The sequence below is a fragment of the Sulfitobacter mediterraneus genome (genome assembly GCF_003054325.1).
In the GTDB taxonomy this organism is placed as follows: Bacteria; Pseudomonadota; Alphaproteobacteria; order Rhodobacterales; family Rhodobacteraceae; genus Sulfitobacter; species Sulfitobacter mediterraneus.
This window is the reverse complement of sequence record NZ_QBKU01000005.1, coordinates 288,730-306,438: the sequence shown is the minus strand read 5'-3', so window position 1 is coordinate 306,438 and position 17,709 is coordinate 288,730. Positions and strand designations below refer to the sequence as shown.

Sequence of the window (17,709 nt, the reverse complement as noted above, 5' to 3'; positions counted from 1 at the left end):
ATAGCTTGGTCATACGCGCTCAATGATCTTCTCCCCAAACAGACCCTGCGGCCGGAAGACCAGGAACAAGAGCGCCAGCATATAGGCAAACCAGTTCTCGGTTGCGCCGCCAAGGAAGGGCGCGCCGATCAGGAATTCAAACAGCTTTTCACCCACACCGATGATCAGGCCACCGACAATCGCGCCGGGGATTGAGGTAAAGCCGCCCAGCATCAGCACTGGCAAAGCCTTAAGCGCAATCAGCGACAGCGAGAACTGCACGCCCGATTTTGCGCCCCACATGATGCCTGCCACCAGTGCGACAAAACCCGCAAGCGACCAGACCAAAATCCAGATAAAGTTGAGTGATACACCCACCGACAACGCCGCCTGGTGGTCATCCGCTACAGCCCGCATAGCACGGCCCTGTTTGGTGTATTGGGCAAACATCACCAGCCCAACCACCAGAATGATCGCAACGATGCTGGCCACGATATCAAGGTTATCGATAAAGAAGCCGTAACCAAAGGCGTTGTAGGTTGTCTCGTCGATCCACATGTTCAGACCCTGCGGAAGGCAGGCGCCCTCTGTTGCGCAAACATTCAGTGATTTGATCTCAGAGCCCCACATCAGATCAGCGACTCCTTCGAGGAAATACGCCAGACCGATGGTTGCCATGAACAGGATGATTGGCTCCTGCCCGACCAGATGCCGGAACACGAACCGTTGCACACAGACCGCCAGCAGCACCATCACCGCAACGGTAAAGACGATCGCAATCGCGGAATGCACATGCCAGCCAAAGTGGTGCACATCGGTGCCCAGAATGGCGTTGATCAGATGCGAGAACGGCACTTGTCCGTTCTGGATACCCACCAGCGTCATCGCCGCAAACAGCGCCATGACCCCTTGGGCATAGTTAAAAATACCGGACGCCTTGTAGATCAGGACAAAGCCCAGCGCGACCAGCGCATAAAGCACCCCGGCCATCAGGCCATTGAGGAACACTTCGATTGTAAAAGCCAGTTGTTCGGGCATCAGTGTGCTCCCTTTTCAATCAAATGCTCAGTCATGGGCCACCCCCAGATAGGCATCAATCACGTCTTGGTTGTTGCGCACGTCGTCGGGTGTGCCGTCGCCAATTTTTTTACCGTAGTCCATCACGACCACACGGTCGGACAGGTCCATCACAACACCCATGTCGTGTTCGATCAGGGCAATCGTGGTGCCAAATTCGTCATTCACATCGAGAATAAAGCGGCTCATGTCCTCTTTTTCCTCGACGTTCATGCCTGCCATCGGTTCATCCAGCAGCAGGATCGACGGCTCGGCCGCCAAGGCCCGTGCCAGCTCCACACGTTTTTTCAAACCGTAGGACAAACGTGACACTGGGGTTTTGCGGATCGCCTGAATTTCGAGAAAGTCGATAATCTTTTCCGCAACTTCGCGGTTGGCGATCTCTTCCTGCTCGGCTTTGCCCTTCCAGAAAGACTGGGCAAACAGGCCAGTATTCATATGGGTCAAACGGCCCGTCATCACGTTGTCCAGTACAGACATCCCTTCGAACAAGGCGATGTTCTGAAACGTACGGGCGATGCCCTGCTCGGCGACTTGATAGGGCCTCATCGACGGACGGCGGCTGCCTTTGTACCAGACCTCGCCTTCCTGCGGGACGTAAAAGCCGCTGATCACGTTGAGCATTGACGATTTGCCGGCACCATTCGGGCCGATAATCGCGCGGATCTCGCCTTCGCGAATGTCAAAGGAGATATCCTTGATCGCCTCAACCCCGCCAAAACGGAGGGTGATGTTCTTCATCTCCATCACCACAGGCCCAATCGTGCGCCCGTCTTCGGTGGTATAGCTTTCTGCAGTTGCGTTCACACCGCGCCCCCCTTCACCCTGAGTTCAATTCTTTGCTGTGCCGTCCATGCGGGCCTCACTTGACCCATCATTCGGCGGCCATTTTCCGGGCCACAGGGACCACCTTGGCATCCCGCACTTCCAATGTGGCCTTGATGCTGCCTTTACGGCCATCTTCATAGGTCACTTCGGTTTCGGTGCTGATGGATTTGGACCCATCATAAAGTGCGGTGATAATGTCGTGGAACTTGTCCTCGATGATCCGTCGACGCACCTTGCGCGTCCGTGTCAGTTCGCCATCATCCGCGTCCAACTCTTTGTGCAGAACCACAAAACGGTGCACCTGACAGCCTGACAGCATTGCATCTTCTGCAACCGATTTGTTCACCTCTTCTACGTGGCTCTGGATCGTGTCCATCACCTGTGGGTGGCGTGCCAATTCCTGATAGGAGGCATAGCCGATGTTGTTCCGCTCGGCCCAGTTGCCAACGGCGGTTAGGTCAATGTTGATGAAGGCCGTGCATTCATCGCGGCCATTGCCAAACACCACAACCTCAAGAATGTTCGGGAAGAATTTGAGCTTGTTTTCAACGTATTTAGGCGCAAAGAGCGATCCATCGGCCATCTGGCCCACGTCTTTGGCACGGTCGATGATGCGCAGATGGCCGGAACCTTCTTCGATAAAGCCCGCATCGCCCGTCGCGACCCAGCCTTCGGCATCTTTGGTATCTGCCGTGCTTTCCGCGTTTTTGTAGTATTCCACAAACACACCCGGAGAGCGGTAGAACACCTCGCCATTGTCCGCGATCTTCAGCTCAACACCGGGACAGGTCACACCAACGGTATCGCTGCGCACTTCGCCGTCAGGCTGCGCAGTGATAAACACGGTGGCTTCGGTCTGGCCATACAGCTGTTTGAGGTTGATCCCAAGCGAGCGGTAGAAATCAAAGATCTCGGGCCCAATCGCCTCACCCGCGGTGTAACCCACACGCACCCGGCTAAAGCCAAGCGTATTTTTCAGTGGTCCGTAGATGCACAATTCGCCAAGCTGGTACTTCAGACGATCCCAGCCGCCAACGGGTTTGCCATCCAGAATGCTGGGGCCAACCTTGCGGGCATGGGCCATGAAATAGTCGAACAGACGCTTTTTAAAGGGGCTGGCGTCTTCCATACGGATCATGACGTTGGTCAGCTGTGTTTCAAACACGCGGGGCGGAGCAAAGTAGTAAGTCGGCCCGATCTCGCGCAGATCGACATGCATCGTTTCCGCACTTTCGGGGCAGTTTGTGCAGAAACCCGTCCACATCGCCTGACCAACGGAAAAAATGAAATCGCCCACCCAGGCCATCGGCAGATAGGCCAGAATATCGTCGGTTTGGCGCAGCCCGTCAAATTCCGAAGACGATTTGGCGGTTTCGATCACATTGCGGTTCGACAGAACAACACCCTTGGGCTTGCCCGTGGTACCGGACGTGTAAAGCATCACACCGGTGCTGTCATAATCGAGCTTGGCGATGCGGCGATCCAGCTCTTTGATGTATTCATCATAGGCCGCGCGGCCCTGATCCTGCACATGGCTGTATTGATGCAATGTCGTGTGGTCGTATTTGCGCAAACCACGCGGATCGAGGTAAATCAGATGTTCAAACTGATGCAGTCCTTCTTGCACCTCGATCACCTTATCCACCTGTTCCTGATCACCAACGATCACAAACCGTGCGCCGCAATGGCCCAGCACATAGGCCATCTCTTCGGCGTTGGCGTCCTGATAAAGCGGCACCGGCACCGCGCCGACCATCTCGGCGGCGATCATGGCCCAGTAAAGGTACGGACGGTTGCGCCCGATCACCGCGACAAAATCACCCTCGTTTACACCAAGGTTCATCAACCCCAGTGCAAGCGCCTGAACCTCATCATGGGTTTCGGCCCAGGTCCAGCTTTGCCAGATGCCATATTCCTTTTCGCGATACGCAGGTGCGTTCGCGAATTGTGTTGCGTTGCGTTGCAAAAGCGCCGGAACGGATTGCGGTCCGTCGGCGCGCGTCAGCGGCTTGGCCAATTTGTATTCCTCCCATACCCGCCACTTTGGCAGGCCAGATCACTTGTGCGATTCTCTTCCTCACAAGGATGTTGGGTTTAGACTGGCGGTCAACTTTTTCCTGAAGTTTTCTCAATCCTTACGAATTGTTACACAGCAAAAAGTCCTGTTTGCACCCTTGGCGCATGCCCGTTTTGGGTGTTAGCGATAAGGCAGGGGGCGCGATGACACTCAGCGATGCACAAACCAAGGCGATGACATCCGCAGGGCTGAACCTGATTGTGCAGGCGCTGACGATCTACGATTCCGATCTGCGCCTTGTGGTCTGCAACGCCCCGTTTCAACAGATGTTCAATCTGCCTGATGCGCTGGTCACCCCCGGAGCCCCGTTTGAGGATACAATCCGGCATCTGGCGAAACGCGGCGAATATGGCCATGTCACCGATATTGAGGAATTCGCCACCGAGCGGGTCGAACAGGCCCGCGCTTTCAAACCGCATTACATGGAACGCACCCGCGCCAATGGCCGCACCATCAGTGTGGAAGGTTCGCCGCTGCCTCAGGGCGGCTGGGTCACGGTCTACACAGACATCACCCGCACCAAGCAACAAGAGGCGCTGCTGCGGGCGCGGTCCGACGCCCTGAGCGATCAGGTATTGGCCCACGCCGAACAATTGTCAGCGACCAACCGCGAACTGGCGGCGATGATCACCACACTTGAGGAAACCAAACGCCAGCTCACCGAAAGTGAGGCCCGCACCCGCCTGACCACCGAGATGATGCCAGCCCATATCGCGCATGTGAACGCCGATGGTATCTACACCTATTCCAACCGCCGACTGTCCTCCGTGATCCCGGGAAGACCCAGCAATATCATCGGCTTGACCAGCCGTGAGGCTTTGGGCCCTTCCGCCTATGAACGCATCGCACCATCGCTTGCCAAGGCCTATGCTGGCGATCCGTCTGTGCTTGAATTCACCGACGATCACAGCGCCCGCCGCATCCGCGTGGCCTTCACCCCCGATACCCGCGGCGGCATCTACATCCTGTCGATGGACATCACCGAAGAAACCCAAACCCGCGTCGCACTGCAACAAACCCGCAAGCGCGAATTGGCTGCCCAGATGATCTCCGGTCTGGCGCATGATTTCTCCAACCTGCTGACGATTATCCTTGGCCTGCAATCCCGGCTTGGCCGGCTGCCTGATATGCCGGGCGGGGCGGATGAATTGATCGAAGGCACGCTGGCCGTGGCGCGGCGCGGCGGTGCCTTGCTCAGCGCGATTGCCGATGTGACCGGCCCACGCGCACTACGCCCCTCGGCCACAGATCTGAGCGTTTTCCTCCGCGATTTCGAAACGCTGGCCGCACCCACATTGCCCGACGGGATGACCCTAACCGTGGTCGATGAGGCCCCCAAAACGCTCGCCCTACTCGACAAGGGCATGGTGCAGGACAGCCTGCTGAACTTGATCCTGAACGCCCGCGATGCCTGCGGCAAAAGCGGCCACATCACCCTGTCACAGCGGTCAGTGCATGACACCTGGATCGAATGGGTGATGCAAGACAGCGGGCCCGGATTTTCCGCCAAAGCCTTGGAAAAAGGCATTGATCCGTTTTTCACCACCAAAGGCAGCGAAGGATCAGGGCTAGGCCTGTCGATGGTCTATGATCTGACCAAATCCGCGGGCGGCGACCTGCGCCTGTCCAATGGCGCGGGCGGCGGGGCCCAAGTGGTGCTGCGCCTGCCCTACCGCCCTGCGCTTCATGCCACCACGGGCATGGTTTTGCTGGTCGAAGACGAAGACGATCTGCGGGCCGGTGTGCGCGATATGTTGATGGGGCTGGGCCATTCGGTGATCGAAGCCACCAGCGCGGATGAGGCCACGGCCCTGCTGGCGGATCTGCCCGACATTGCCATGGTGCTGTCCGATATCCAGCTGATCGGTGAGGCCACGGGCCTCGATCTGGCAGAACGGGTGAACCGAAAGCTGCCCTTTATCCTGATGACGTCCCTGCCCAAGGACCACGAGATGTTCCTCAAGGCGCAAACCCTTGCGCCGGTCCTGCAGAAACCGTTCACTGCCGCCAATCTGGCCGCGCTGATCACCCCCAACGAGGTTGCTGCCGAATGACCAAACCGCTTGTCACCATTCTCGACGATGAGCCGGAGATCCGCCGTATGCTCGTTGATGTGCTTGAAGAGGCCGGTTTTACCACCCTCAGCTTTGGCCGCGCCCGCGCGTTCGAGGCGGCTTTGGCCAAACATGCCCCCGATGTCTGCCTCGTTGACCTCAGCTTGCCTGACACCGACGGGCTGACCCTTGTGCACCGTTTGGCGCTGGAGCAGGGGGCGATTGTGATCATCATCTCGGGCCGCTCGCAGGTGCAGGACCGTGTGACAGGGCTTGAGTTGGGCGCAGACGATTACATCATCAAACCCTTCGATCCGGCAGAGGTCGTGGCCCGCATCCGCGCCCGCCTGCGGAACACCAAACCGGCCCCCCAAGCCGGTGACACCGCCAGCTTCAGCGGTTGGACCGCACATTTTGATCGTTATATTCTGGAGGATGACACAGGCGGCGAAACCCCGTTCTCCCATGCCGAAGGTGAAGTGTTGCGCCTGTTCCTCGACAGCCCCAAACGTCTGATCAGCCGCACGCAGATGCAAGAAAGCCTAGGGGGTGCAGCATCAGAAAGCTTTGATCGGGCCATGGATGTGCGAATATCGCGGCTGCGCACCAAACTGCGCGAAGACCCCAAAAACCCGCAGCTGATCAAGACAATCTATGGCGCGGGTTACATCTTTCTCGGGGACGTCAGCTGGGCCTAACCCAGCCGCGCAACCGCTCCGGCCAAGACCTCAAGCCCGGCAACCAGATCCGCCTCGTCGGTGTCCTCTTCAAAAGCATGGCTGATCCCGCCAATGGACGGCACAAACACCATCGCCACAGGCATCAGACGCGACACATTGGTGGCATCATGTAACGCCCCCGACGGCATCTCGCGCCAGCGGCCCGGCGCAACGGCTTCTGCCTGTTCCGCCAATGCTCCGCGCAACCGCGTGTCCATCGCCACCGGCTCCAGCCCCAACAGCGGCCCATAGCCCAGCGTCAAACCCCGCGCCTGCGCCACCTCATCCGCCGTGTCCCGGATCACCTGCTCCATCCGGGCCAAACGATCCACATCCCCATCGCGCCATTGCATCGAAAACACGGCCCGCCCCGGAACAATCGAAGAGGCATTGGGATGCAGCGCCAGATGTCCAATGGTCCAAACCGTGCTGGGCGTTACCACATTGCGCAGCCGATCATTCAGCAATGCGTTGAACGCCGAAACCGCCTGAAAGGCATCGCGGCGCAGATGCATAGGCGTGGTACCCGCATGGTTCTGCTGGCCATCAAATGTGATCTTCATATCGCGGATGCCAACAATATCCGTCACCACGCCAATCTGCTCGTTCGCGGTGTCCAGCGTCGGCCCCTGCTCGATATGCATCTCGATAAAGCCGGTGAACCCGGCCGGATCAACATCCCCCGTCACCCGATCCGCCATCACAGCCCGTGCATCGGCCAATCGCACCCCCGCGTGATCCACCAACCCATCAGCCTCATTCTGCGATAAATGCCCGGACCAAACCGCCGATCCCGTGGTCACCCCAAACCGGCCCTCTTCATCCTGAAAGGACACCACAGAAACTGCAGGTCCGCCTGCCTCCCGCGCGGCGCGAGCCACTTCCAATGCGGCCACCACGCCCAGCGCCCCATCCAGCCATCCGCCCTCAGGCTGACTGTCGGAATGCGAGCCAAGCAAAATCGACGGGCCATTCGCCAAGCCAAAAAGATTGCCCATCGGGTCAACCGCCATGGTCAAGCCCGCCGCGCGCATTTGCCCAGCCAACCAATCGCGGGCCGCCAAATCAGGCGCCGAATAAGCAGGCCGAACCACACCTTTGCCCACGCCCGATGCACCGAATCCGCGCAAAACATGAAGATCCGCAAGGAATCGCGCCGCATCTATCTGCATGATGCCCCCTCTTTCTTTTTGGCAAAAAATACTCTGGGGGAGTTTGAGGGGGCAAGGCTCCCTCATCAACCAAATAATATCGGATGCGCCGTCAGGCGCACCTTTGGATCAAAGCAGAACTTACTCTGCCGCAACCTGGGCGTTCGCCGCTTCAACCTTCACGGCCGAAAACTTGAACTCGGGGATCTTGCCATAAGGATCCACCGCAGGGTTGGTCAGAATATTCGCCGCCGCCTCGACATAGGCAAAGGGCAGGAACACCATGTCCGGCGAAACGGCACGGTCTTCGCGGGCCATAATCTCGATCGAGCCGCGTTTGGTGGTCAGGCGCACATGATCGCCGGGAACCACGCCCAGCTTGCGCAGCGTAGAGGGGTGCAGCGAACAGTTTGCCTCTGGCTCCAAACCGTCCAGAACACTGGCGCGGCGGGTCATAGACCCGGTGTGCCAATGCTCCAACTGGCGACCGGTCGTCAGAATCATCGGATAATCCTGATCCGGCACGTCATCGGGTGCGATGATCGATGCGGGCGTAAATTTGGCGCGGCCACCGGCACGCGGGAAACCATCGCCAAACACAATCGGTTGACCGGGATCTTCGGGCGACAGCGACGGATAGGTCACCGCGTTTTCGACGGCAAGGCGGTCCCAGGTGATGTTGTTCAGCGATTTCATGTTTTGCTTCATCTCGGCAAACACATCGGCAGGGCTTTGATAGTCCCAGCCAAGACCCAGACGTTTCGCCAGCTCAACCTCGATCCACCAGTCCTCACGCGCCTCGCCGGGGGGCGGCACAGCGGGTCGGCCCATTTGCACCTGACGATTGGTGTTTGTCACCGTGCCGGACTTTTCGGCAAAGGCCGAAGCGGGCAGAATCACATCAGCGTAATTTGCGGTTTCAGTGATAAAGATATCCTGCACCACCAGATGATCCAGTTTCGCCAAGGCATCGCGGGCATGTTCGACATCGGGGTCCGACATCGCCGGATTTTCACCCAGCACATACATGCCACGAATATCGCCATCATGCACCGCATCCATAATCTCGGTGACGGTCAGACCTTTCTGGTTGGAGAAGTCCTCACTTTTCCACACTTCGGTAAAAGCGCTGCGCACACCATCATCGGTGACCGGTTGATAATCGGGCAGGAACATCGGGATCAGACCCGCGTCAGAAGCACCTTGCACGTTGTTCTGGCCGCGCAGCGGATGCAGGCCCGCGCCGGGGCGGCCCACTTGACCGGTCATCAACGCCAGCGAGATCAGGCAGCGCGAATTGTCGGTGCCGTGAATGTGCTGGCTGACCCCCATGCCCCAGAAGATCATCGCGGCATTGGCACCTGCAAAGGTCCGCGCCACATCACGCAGGGTCTCGGCGTCGATGCCGCAGACCTCCGCCATTTTTTCAGGTGAAAAATCCTTGAGGTGCTCTTTTTCGGCGTCCCAGTTCTCGGTGTAGGCTTCGATGTACTGCTGATCAAAGAGGTTCTCTTCGACAATCACATGCATGATCGCATTCAGCATCGACACATCTGTGCCGGGGCGGAATTGCAGCATATGGCTTGAGAACCGCTTGAGCGCCTGACCGCGCGGATCCATCACAATCAGTTTGCCACCGCGTTTGGTGAACTGCTTGAAATAGGTTGCGGCGACGGGGTGGTTTTCAATCGGGTTACACCCGATAGCAATCGCCACATCCGCGTTCTCGATTTCGTTGAACGTGGCTGACACCGCACCGGAACCGACGTTCTCCATCAGCGCCGCAACAGATGATGCATGGCACAGGCGGGTACAGTGATCGACGTTGTTATGGCCGAACCCTTGGCGGATCATTTTCTGGAACAGATAGGCCTCTTCGTTGGTGCATTTGGCAGAGCCAAAGCCAGCAACGCCCGTGCCGCCGATGTCTTTGAGACCCTTGGCGGCAAAATCGAGGGCTTCATCCCATGAGGCTTCGCGGAAGAACTCCTGCCAGTTGCCGGGATCAACGTTCAACCCCTTGGCGGGCGCGTCGTCGCGGCGGATCAATGGTTTGGTCAGGCGGTGATCGTGGTGGATATAGTCAAAACCAAAGCGGCCTTTGACGCAAAGCCGCCCTTCGTTCGCGGGGCCATTGATGCCCTCGACATATTTAACCTTGCCGTCCTTGACCTTGAGCGAGATCTGGCAACCCACACCGCAGAACGGGCAGATGCTGTCGACTTCGCTGTCGAAATCGGCGCTGTCGCCAACCTGGTTTTCGTCCACCACAGTGGAGGGCATCAACGCGCCCGTGGGGCAGGCTTGCACACATTCGCCGCAGGCCACGCAGGTGGAGGCGCCCATCGGGTCCGCCATGTCGAATGTGGGATAGCTGTCATGGCCACGGCCCGACATGCCGATCACGTCATTGACCTGCACCTCGCGGCAGGCACGCACGCACAGGCCACATTGGATACAGGCGTCCAGATTGACCGACATTGCAACGTGGCTGTCATCCAGCAGCGGGATGCGCCCCTCTTCGATCTTGGGAAACCGGCTTTCGCTCACGCCGTTCAGCGCGGCCATGTCCCACATGTGGCTCGATTGGTCATGGGCCACTTCGGGCGCGGGTTGGTCCGCGACCAAGAGTTCCATCACCATCTTGCGGGCGTTTTCGGCGCGGGCGTTGTTGGTGGTGACCACCATGCCTTCGCTGGGCTCGCGGATACAGGAGGCCGCCAGCGTACGTTCGCCTTCGATCTCGACCATACAGGCGCGGCAATTGCCATCAGGGCGATAGCCCGGTGCCGGTTTGTGGCACAGATGCGGGATCTTCAGGCCGCGGCCATTGGCCACTTCCCAGATCGTCAAGCCCGCTTCGGCCTCTACTTTTTCGCCGTCGAGCGTGAATGTGATCTTGTCCGCCATCCTGTCCTCCTGAAAAGCGCTGCTGCCTCTATAGCCAATTGTCGGTTTTTGCGGGAGTCCCATTCCCGACGCCCTGCCCCAAGTTTGCGCCAAACCACGTCAGTGCGGTGATCGCAGGTTTCGTATTGGCGCGGATGGCTTTTCACTTGGTCCTTGCTGCCCTATCAAAGTCGCAAGAAGGAATTTCAGACATGTCGCATATCACTCTTATCCGCCACGGGCAGGCCAATTCAGGTGCCAAAGACGAGGTCAGCTATGACCGGCTTAGCGATCTGGGCCATGAACAAGCGGCTTGGCTGGGCCATTACCTGCGCGAGGCCGGAAGCCACCACACAAGACTGTTCACCGGCACTTTGATCCGCCACCGCGAAACCGCCGATGGCATGGCCACCGGTCTGGTTGCCGAACGCGATGCGCGGTTGAACGAGTTGGAATATTTCACACTGGCCAGTTTGCTAGAGGAGCAGCACGGCGTGCCGTTTCCGACCGAACAGGGCAGCTTTACCTCGCATTTGCCAACGGTGTTTGAGTATTGGAAATCCGGCAAGCTGGAAGGTACGCCCGAAACCTGGCAGCATTTTCACGACCGGATCGAAGGCGCGTTGCGCGATATCGCGGCGGGGGATGGCCCCGCATTGGTGGTCACATCTGGCGGTTTGATCTCAATGGTGATGGCACAGGCCATGGGCCTGAGCGTGCCTGCGATGGCCCGCATGGCGCTGGCGATCATGCACACGTCAATGCACCGGCTGTTCCCGATCGGCGGGCATTGGTCGCCGGTTCTGTTCAACGCGGTGCCCCATCTGGAAACCCCCGACAGGCGTCTTGCCCAGACCCATATCTAAAAGGTGATCTTATGCTGAAACTCTATTACGCCCCCGGCACCATCTCGATTGCGGTTGCGCTTGGCCTCGAAGAGGCTGGGCTTGCCTATGAGCCGGTGAAGGTGGATTTTGCCGCCGCCGCGCAGACCAAGCCGGAGTATTTGGCGATCAACCCCAAGGGCCGCGTGCCCGCGCTGATCACCGAGGCAGGTACGATCCTGACCGAAACGGGCGCCTTGCTTGAGTATATTGCCGATCTCGCGCCGCAGGCCGGGTTGATCCCAACGGATGCCGAAGAGGCCGCGCATATGCGCAGTGTGATGTTCTATCTGGCCTCGACCATGCATGTCGCCCATGCCCACAAGATGCGCGGCAGCCGCTGGGCCGACAAACCAGAAAGCCATGCAGATATGCAGGCCAAAGTCCCGCAAACCGTTCGGGCCAGCGCCGAATACGTGCAATCCGATTGCCTGCGCGGTGATTTTGTTCTGGGGGACCGGATCAGCATCGCCGATCTGTACCTCTTTATCGTTTGCAACTGGATTGAGGGGGACGGCGTGCCGCGCAAGGACTTCCCTGAAATTGATGCCTTTCTTCCCCGCATGGATGCGCGGGACAGTGTTAAATCCGTTCGCGCAAAGGGAATGCTATGACCATGCCACATCTATGGGTCCGCGCCGAACAGCGCGACAATGAAACCCGTGTCGGATTGACCCCCGAGGGCGCGGCAGATTTGCTTGCCGCCGGATTTACCGTGACGGTTGAGGTGTCAGACAGCCGGGTGATTGCAACGCAGGATTACGCAGACGCCGGGTGCACCATTGCGCCAGCCTACAGCTGGCCCGATGCCCCCGTTGATGCGATCATCTTTGGCCTCAAGGAACTGCCCGAAGACGGCACACCGCTGCCGCACCGACACATCATGTTTGGTCATGCTTTCAAAGGGCAATCTGCCGGACAGGCCTTGCTCAAACGGTTCAAGGCGGGCGGCGGTACCTTGCTGGATCTGGAATATCTGACCGATGAAAACGGGCGACGCGTGGCGGCGTTTGGGTATTGGGCAGGCTTTGCCGGGGCGGCGGTTGCTCTCAAATGTTGGGCTGCACAGCAACGCGGCGAGATGGCCGGACCGGTCGCCCCCTATCCGAATGCCGAAGCAATGAAAGCCGCCCTGCGCAAGGAACTGGCCCCGTTTATGGATCAGGCCCCCGATGCGCTGATTATCGGCGCATTGGGGCGGGTTGGCACCGGCGCTGCGGACCTGTGCAAAGCGATGGACGTCACCGTCACCGGATGGGACATGGCCGAAACGGCACATGGCGGGCCGTTCCCGGAAATTCTGGATCACACCTTGTTCTTCAACTGCATTTTGGCCGGCCCGAACACGCCGCCCTTCGTGCGCCCTGATGCGCCAGCCAGCCTGCGCAAACTGCGGGTGATTGGCGATGTGGCCTGCGATCCGGACAGCGATTTCAACCCCGTTCAGGTCTATGACAAGACCACCACTTGGGCGGAACCGGCGCTGCGGGTGCATGATGATCCGCCGTTGGATGTCACGGCCATTGATAACCTGCCGTCAATGCTGCCGCTTGAAAGCGCGCAGGACTACGCCGGGCAATTGCTGCCGACACTGCGGTCATTGGCGGGGGATCAGGCGGGTGTCTGGGCGCGGGCCGAAGCGACCTTTGCCAAACATCTCGCTGCGGTGTGATCAGACGTCAGGTTTGGTCAGCGGGACCACGGTGGTTTCCGCGCCATCCCTGGACAGTTCTTCAAAATCAAAGTTGTGCAAGCGGCCCGCGCGTTTGGCCGCCTTTTCAGAGCTGATCATGATCTCGTCCACGTCCTTGCGGGCCTGACCAAAATGCCGGTCGAGGTTGCCAACGCGGGTCACCAACCGTTCTACATCACCATGCAACGCGCCTAGTTCCTTGCGGATCGCGCCGGCTTGTTCCCGCATCCGCGCATCCTTGAGAATGGCCCGCATGGTGTTGAGCGTGGCCATGCAGGTGGTCGGCGAAACGATCCAGACCCGCGCGGCAAATCCATCGCGGATCAGCTCGGGGAAGTTGGCGTGCAACTCGGCATAGACCGCCTCGGATGGCAGGAACATCAACGCGCCATCGGCGGTTTCCCCGTCCAAAATATACTTTTCCGAGATCGCCTTGATATGGGTCTTAACCGAGACTTTCATCTTGGCCACGGCCTCTTTCAACTCATAATCCGTCTTGGCATTGCGCAGCGCTTCATAGGCCTCCAGCGGGAATTTGCTGTCGATCACAATCGGCCCCGGAGGGTTCGGCAGATGGATCAGGCAATCGGCGCGTTTGCCGTTGGAAAGGGTGGCTTGCAGGCTGTAACTGTCGGACGGCAGCGCCTTGGACACGATGTCATGTAGCTGGATCTCGCCAAAGGCACCGCGGGTCTGCTTGTTGCTGAGAATATCCTGAAGGCTAAGGACATCTCCGCTCAGCTTGGTGATATTGTCCTGCGCCTTGTCGATCGCGGCCAGCCGTTCCTGCAACTGCGTCAAGCTGGTGGTCGTCTGCTTGGCCGAGCCGTGCAGGGTGTGGTTCATTCGTTCCTGCATCTCGGCCAAAGACCGCGCGGATTTGGCGGCGTTGTCCGCCAGACGATCCTGCATCTGTTGCTGCACGTTTGCCATGCGCAATTCGATGCTTTGGATCATCTGGGCCTGCGCGTTGGCTTGAGTGTCCGACACCGTCTGCAAACCACCGCGCAATTGTTCTTGGCCTGCGCCAAGCTGTTGCACATGGCCGCCAAGGATCTGCATCTGCTGCGCCAGCGGCGCGGCCATCTGGGCCGAACGCCCCGCTGCCCGCACCGCCATGATCAGCAGGATCAGGATCAGAACGATCACCCCCGCCCCGATCAGCGCCGCCGTAACCTGCGGATCACCCCATTGATATGTCTGCCCTGCGATTGTGATCATGTCCGTCCAAAAAGCCGTTCAATATCGGCCAGCTTGAGTTCTACGTAAGTGGGGCGTCCGTGGTTGCACTGGCCTGAATGCGGGGTCGCCTCCATTTCGCGCAGCAGCGCGTTCATCTCTTCGGCCCGCATCCAGCGGCCCGACCGGATAGAGCCGTGGCAGGCAATGCGGCTGAGGATCGCCTCGATCCGCGCTTGCAGGATGTTGCTGTCGTTCTGGTCGGCCAGCTCATCCAGAATATCCAGCACCAACGCGCGGGCATTCACCGTGCCAAGGATCGCGGGCGTTTCGCGTACTGCGATGGCACTGCCGCCGAACGCTTCGATCCCCAGCCCGAATTTCTGCAACTCATCGGCCAGTTCCAATAGCCGCGCACAATCGCCAGCGGACAGCTCCACAATCTCGGGGATCAGCAGCGCCTGCGCCGCAACGCCGTTTTCGGCCATCTGGTTTTTGAGTTTCTCATAGACCAGCCGTTCATGGGCCGCGTGCTGATCGACAATGACCATGCCCGTTTCGGTCTGCGCGATGATGTAGTTTTCATGGACCTGACCGCGTGCCGTGCCCAGCGGGTAATGCTGCGCCGGTTCTTCGGTTTCGACCATCTCTTGCGGCGGGCTATCGACCCGCCCCCACATGCCAGCGGTTTCGGCAAATCCGGGCGCTTGCCCCTCATAGGCCGCCTGCCGGGCGCCCGCTGAGGGGCGATCCATCTGGTAGACCCTTGCGCCGGTAGGTTCAGGCCGCATCGCGCCCAAGGTCGCACCGGCCACGGTTGTTGAGGCCCGGTGCCCGGCGTTGGCCAGCGCATGACGCAGCGCCGAAACGATCAGCCCCCGCGCCAGACCGGGATCGCGAAACCGCACCTCGGATTTTGCAGGATGCACGTTCACATCCACCAGCGTTGGGTCACAGTCCAGAAACAGCGCCGCTGCCGGGTGGCGGTCACGGCTGAGGAAATCGAAATAGGCGCCGCGCAAGGCACCGGTCAGCAGTTTATCCCGCACCGGACGGCCATTCACGAACAGGTATTGCGCCACCGCAGAGCCGCGCGAATAGGTCGGCAGCGCGGCAAAACCGGTCAGGTGCAGCCCCTCGCGTTCCGCATCAATGCGCAGCGAGTTATCAGCAAATTCGCGCCCCAACACCCGCGCCAAACGACCATGCAGCGCATCGAACAATTCGCCCTGTTCAGCGTCGGCGCGAAACACCTCGCGCCCTGCGCCATCGCCTGAAACGTCGCGCAGCACGATCTGCACAAAAGGCTCTGCCATTGCCAGACGTTTGACCACATCGCCAATCGCCTGCGCCTCGGCGCGGTCGGTGCGCATGAACTTGAGCCGCGCCGGCGTTGCAAAAAACAGATCGCGCAGGGTGACGACCGTACCGCTGTTCAGGGCCGCAGGTTTGACCGCGCCCATCTTGCCGCCACTGACCGTGACCTCTGCACCGCCCTGACCTGCGGCGCGGCTGGTGATGGTCAACCGGCCCACAGCGCCAAGGGACGGCAATGCCTCGCCGCGAAAGCCAAAGGTGTGGATGTTGAGCAGGTCCGTGCCGTCAATTTTGGAGGTCGCATGGCGCGACAAGGCCAGCGGCAGATCATCCGGCGCGATGCCGCAGCCATCATCCGTAACCCGGATCAATGTCTTACCGCCGTCCGCATATTCCACCGTGATCCGGCGGGCACCCGCATCAACAGCGTTTTCCACCAGCTCTTTCACCGCAGAGGCGGGCCGCTCCACCACTTCACCTGCGGCGATGCGGTTGATCGCGGCGTCGTCCAATTGCCGGATAACGGGCTGATTTTCGCTTATGTTGGGGTTGGGATGCGCCATAGCGCAAAACCTAGCATGGGAATGGCCGATTCTTAAACCCGGATATCAGGGCGAAACGGGGTTATCCCCAGCTATTTTGTGGCGGCGGTGTACCAGGCTATGATCTGTGCCCGTTCGTCTTGTTGCATATAGCTGAGGTTGGCGGGCGGCATGGCGTGGGTCAGGCCCGCTTGCAGGTAGATTTCCTTGGCTGCCATTGCGATCTGGTGTTCGGTTTCAAGCCGCACGCCCTTGGGCGGCCAATGCATTCCCTCCCATGCAGGTTCGGCGGCATGGCACATGCTGCATCGGCCCATGACGATATCCTGCACATCCGTAAACCCTTCGGCCTGGGCAAAGCGCAGGGCCGGGCCATGCGCCTCCTCACGTTCCTCCGCTTGGAACATCGGCGCGGTGGACAGCCACATGATCACAACAAAGATCAGCGCCGTGACCAGCCATGTCCAGATCGGATTGCCCGCACGCATATGCACGGTGTTGAAATAATGCCGGATCGTAACCCCCATCAGGAACACCAATGCCGCGATCAGCCAGTTCATCTCGGATGCGAAGGCCAGCGGGTAATGATTGCTCAGCATCATAAAGATCACCGGCAGCGTCAGGTAGTTGTTATGGGTGCTGCGCTGTTTGGCGATCTTGCCGTATTTGGCATCGGGTGTGCGCCCGGCCTGTAGATCAGCGACCACAATCCGCTGGTTCGGCATGATGATAAAGAACACATTTGCCGACATGATCGTGGCGGTGAACGCCCCCAGATGCAGCAGCGCCGCACGGCCGGAAAACACTGAGGTATAGAAATAAGCCATCCCGACAAGGATCACATAAAGCAGGATCATCAAGCGGGTGTTGTCATCGCCAAACTTGCTTTTGCAGATCTGGTCATAGGCGATCCAGCCAAAGGTCAGCGAGGCCAGCGAGATCAGAACCGCCTGCACCGTGCCAATATCGGCCACCGATGGATCGACCAAATAGAACTCCGCGCCCAGGTAGTAGACCAGTACCAGCAGGGCAAAACCGGACAACCAGGTCGCATAGCTTTCCCATTTGAACCAGATCAGATCACCGGGCATTTGGTCCGGAGCGATCAGGTATTTCTGGATGTGGTAGAACCCGCCGCCATGGACCTGCCATTCCTCACCATCCGCGCCAGAGGCAAGGTTGCGGTCGCGGTGCAACCCGAGGTCAAGCGCGATGAAGTAAAACGACGATCCGATCCAGGCGATGCCAGTGATCACATGCACCCAACGCACGGCAAACTCTATCCAGCTGGAGATGGCGGCGAGATCGTACATGAGGACA

The 17,709-nt window shown here is 59.2% G+C and carries 13 protein-coding genes; 5 read left to right on the top strand and 8 right to left on the bottom strand.

Features of this window, described 5'->3' with window-relative positions:
- Positions 1-9: 9 nt before the first annotated feature.
- The 3 genes from C8N31_RS10695 to C8N31_RS10685 all read right to left on the bottom strand — a co-directional run bounded on the left by C8N31_RS10695 (position 10) and on the right by C8N31_RS10685 (position 3,901).
- Complete coding sequence (locus C8N31_RS10695) at positions 10-1,017, bottom strand: branched-chain amino acid ABC transporter permease (protein ID WP_025049488.1); 1,008 nt, start codon at positions 1,015-1,017, stop codon at positions 10-12.
- 27 nt (positions 1,018-1,044) lie between these two features.
- Entirely contained in the window at positions 1,045-1,803 is a 759-nt protein-coding gene (locus C8N31_RS10690) for an ABC transporter ATP-binding protein (protein WP_051544653.1), read from the bottom strand.
- Between the two features lie 127 nt (positions 1,804-1,930).
- Positions 1,931-3,901 (bottom strand): AMP-binding protein, encoded by a 1,971-nt coding sequence (locus tag C8N31_RS10685; RefSeq protein WP_025049486.1) that lies wholly within the window; start codon positions 3,899-3,901, stop codon positions 1,931-1,933.
- A gap of 203 nt (positions 3,902-4,104) precedes the next feature.
- On the opposite strand from C8N31_RS10685, the gene C8N31_RS10680 reads away from it, so the two are divergent.
- Together C8N31_RS10680 and C8N31_RS10675 are read left to right on the top strand one after the other, a co-directional pair.
- Positions 4,105-6,015 (top strand): PAS-domain containing protein, encoded by a 1,911-nt coding sequence (locus tag C8N31_RS10680; RefSeq protein WP_025049485.1) that lies wholly within the window; start codon positions 4,105-4,107, stop codon positions 6,013-6,015.
- Entirely contained in the window at positions 6,012-6,713 is a 702-nt protein-coding gene (locus C8N31_RS10675) for a response regulator transcription factor (RefSeq protein ID WP_025049484.1), read from the top strand. The genes C8N31_RS10680 and C8N31_RS10675 overlap by 4 nt, the downstream gene beginning before the upstream one ends.
- Here C8N31_RS10675 and C8N31_RS10670 read toward each other — a convergent pair.
- Positions 6,710-7,906, bottom strand: coding sequence for a Zn-dependent hydrolase (locus C8N31_RS10670; protein WP_025049483.1), 1,197 nt, complete (start codon positions 7,904-7,906; stop codon positions 6,710-6,712). The two genes, C8N31_RS10675 and C8N31_RS10670, sit on opposite strands and share 4 nt — an antisense overlap.
- A gap of 120 nt (positions 7,907-8,026) precedes the next feature.
- Positions 8,027-10,795, bottom strand: coding sequence for a formate dehydrogenase subunit alpha (gene fdhF / locus C8N31_RS10665; RefSeq protein ID WP_025049482.1), 2,769 nt, complete (start codon positions 10,793-10,795; stop codon positions 8,027-8,029).
- A gap of 191 nt (positions 10,796-10,986) precedes the next feature.
- Here fdhF and C8N31_RS10660 point away from each other — a divergent pair, with 191 nt between their 5' ends.
- From C8N31_RS10660 to C8N31_RS10650, 3 genes are read left to right on the top strand one after another with little or no spacing between them, the layout of a single operon-like run.
- Positions 10,987-11,640, top strand: a complete 654-nt coding sequence (locus C8N31_RS10660) for a histidine phosphatase family protein (protein ID WP_025049481.1) — start codon at positions 10,987-10,989, stop codon at positions 11,638-11,640.
- An 11-nt stretch (positions 11,641-11,651) separates the two neighbouring features.
- Positions 11,652-12,272 carry a glutathione S-transferase family protein gene (locus C8N31_RS10655; protein WP_231476888.1) on the top strand — a complete coding sequence of 207 codons (621 nt, stop codon included), beginning with the start codon at positions 11,652-11,654 and terminating at the stop codon, positions 12,270-12,272.
- A gap of 2 nt (positions 12,273-12,274) precedes the next feature.
- A complete protein-coding gene (locus tag C8N31_RS10650; RefSeq protein WP_025049479.1) occupies positions 12,275-13,330 on the top strand; it encodes a saccharopine dehydrogenase in 1,056 nt (351 codons plus the stop codon).
- Here C8N31_RS10650 and C8N31_RS10645 read toward each other — a convergent pair whose 3' ends face one another.
- The 3 genes from C8N31_RS10645 to C8N31_RS10635 all read right to left on the bottom strand — a co-directional run bounded on the left by C8N31_RS10645 (position 13,331) and on the right by C8N31_RS10635 (position 17,702).
- Positions 13,331-14,572, bottom strand: a complete 1,242-nt coding sequence (locus C8N31_RS10645; protein WP_025049478.1) for a DNA recombination protein RmuC — start codon at positions 14,570-14,572, stop codon at positions 13,331-13,333.
- Entirely contained in the window at positions 14,569-16,410 is a 1,842-nt protein-coding gene (gene mutL, locus C8N31_RS10640) for a DNA mismatch repair endonuclease MutL (RefSeq protein ID WP_025049477.1), read from the bottom strand. Before mutL ends, C8N31_RS10645 begins: the two co-directional genes overlap by 4 nt.
- 71 nt (positions 16,411-16,481) lie before the next feature.
- Positions 16,482-17,702 (bottom strand): urate hydroxylase PuuD, encoded by a 1,221-nt coding sequence (locus C8N31_RS10635; RefSeq protein WP_025049476.1) that lies wholly within the window; start codon positions 17,700-17,702, stop codon positions 16,482-16,484.
- Between the last annotated feature and the right edge of the window lie 7 nt (positions 17,703-17,709).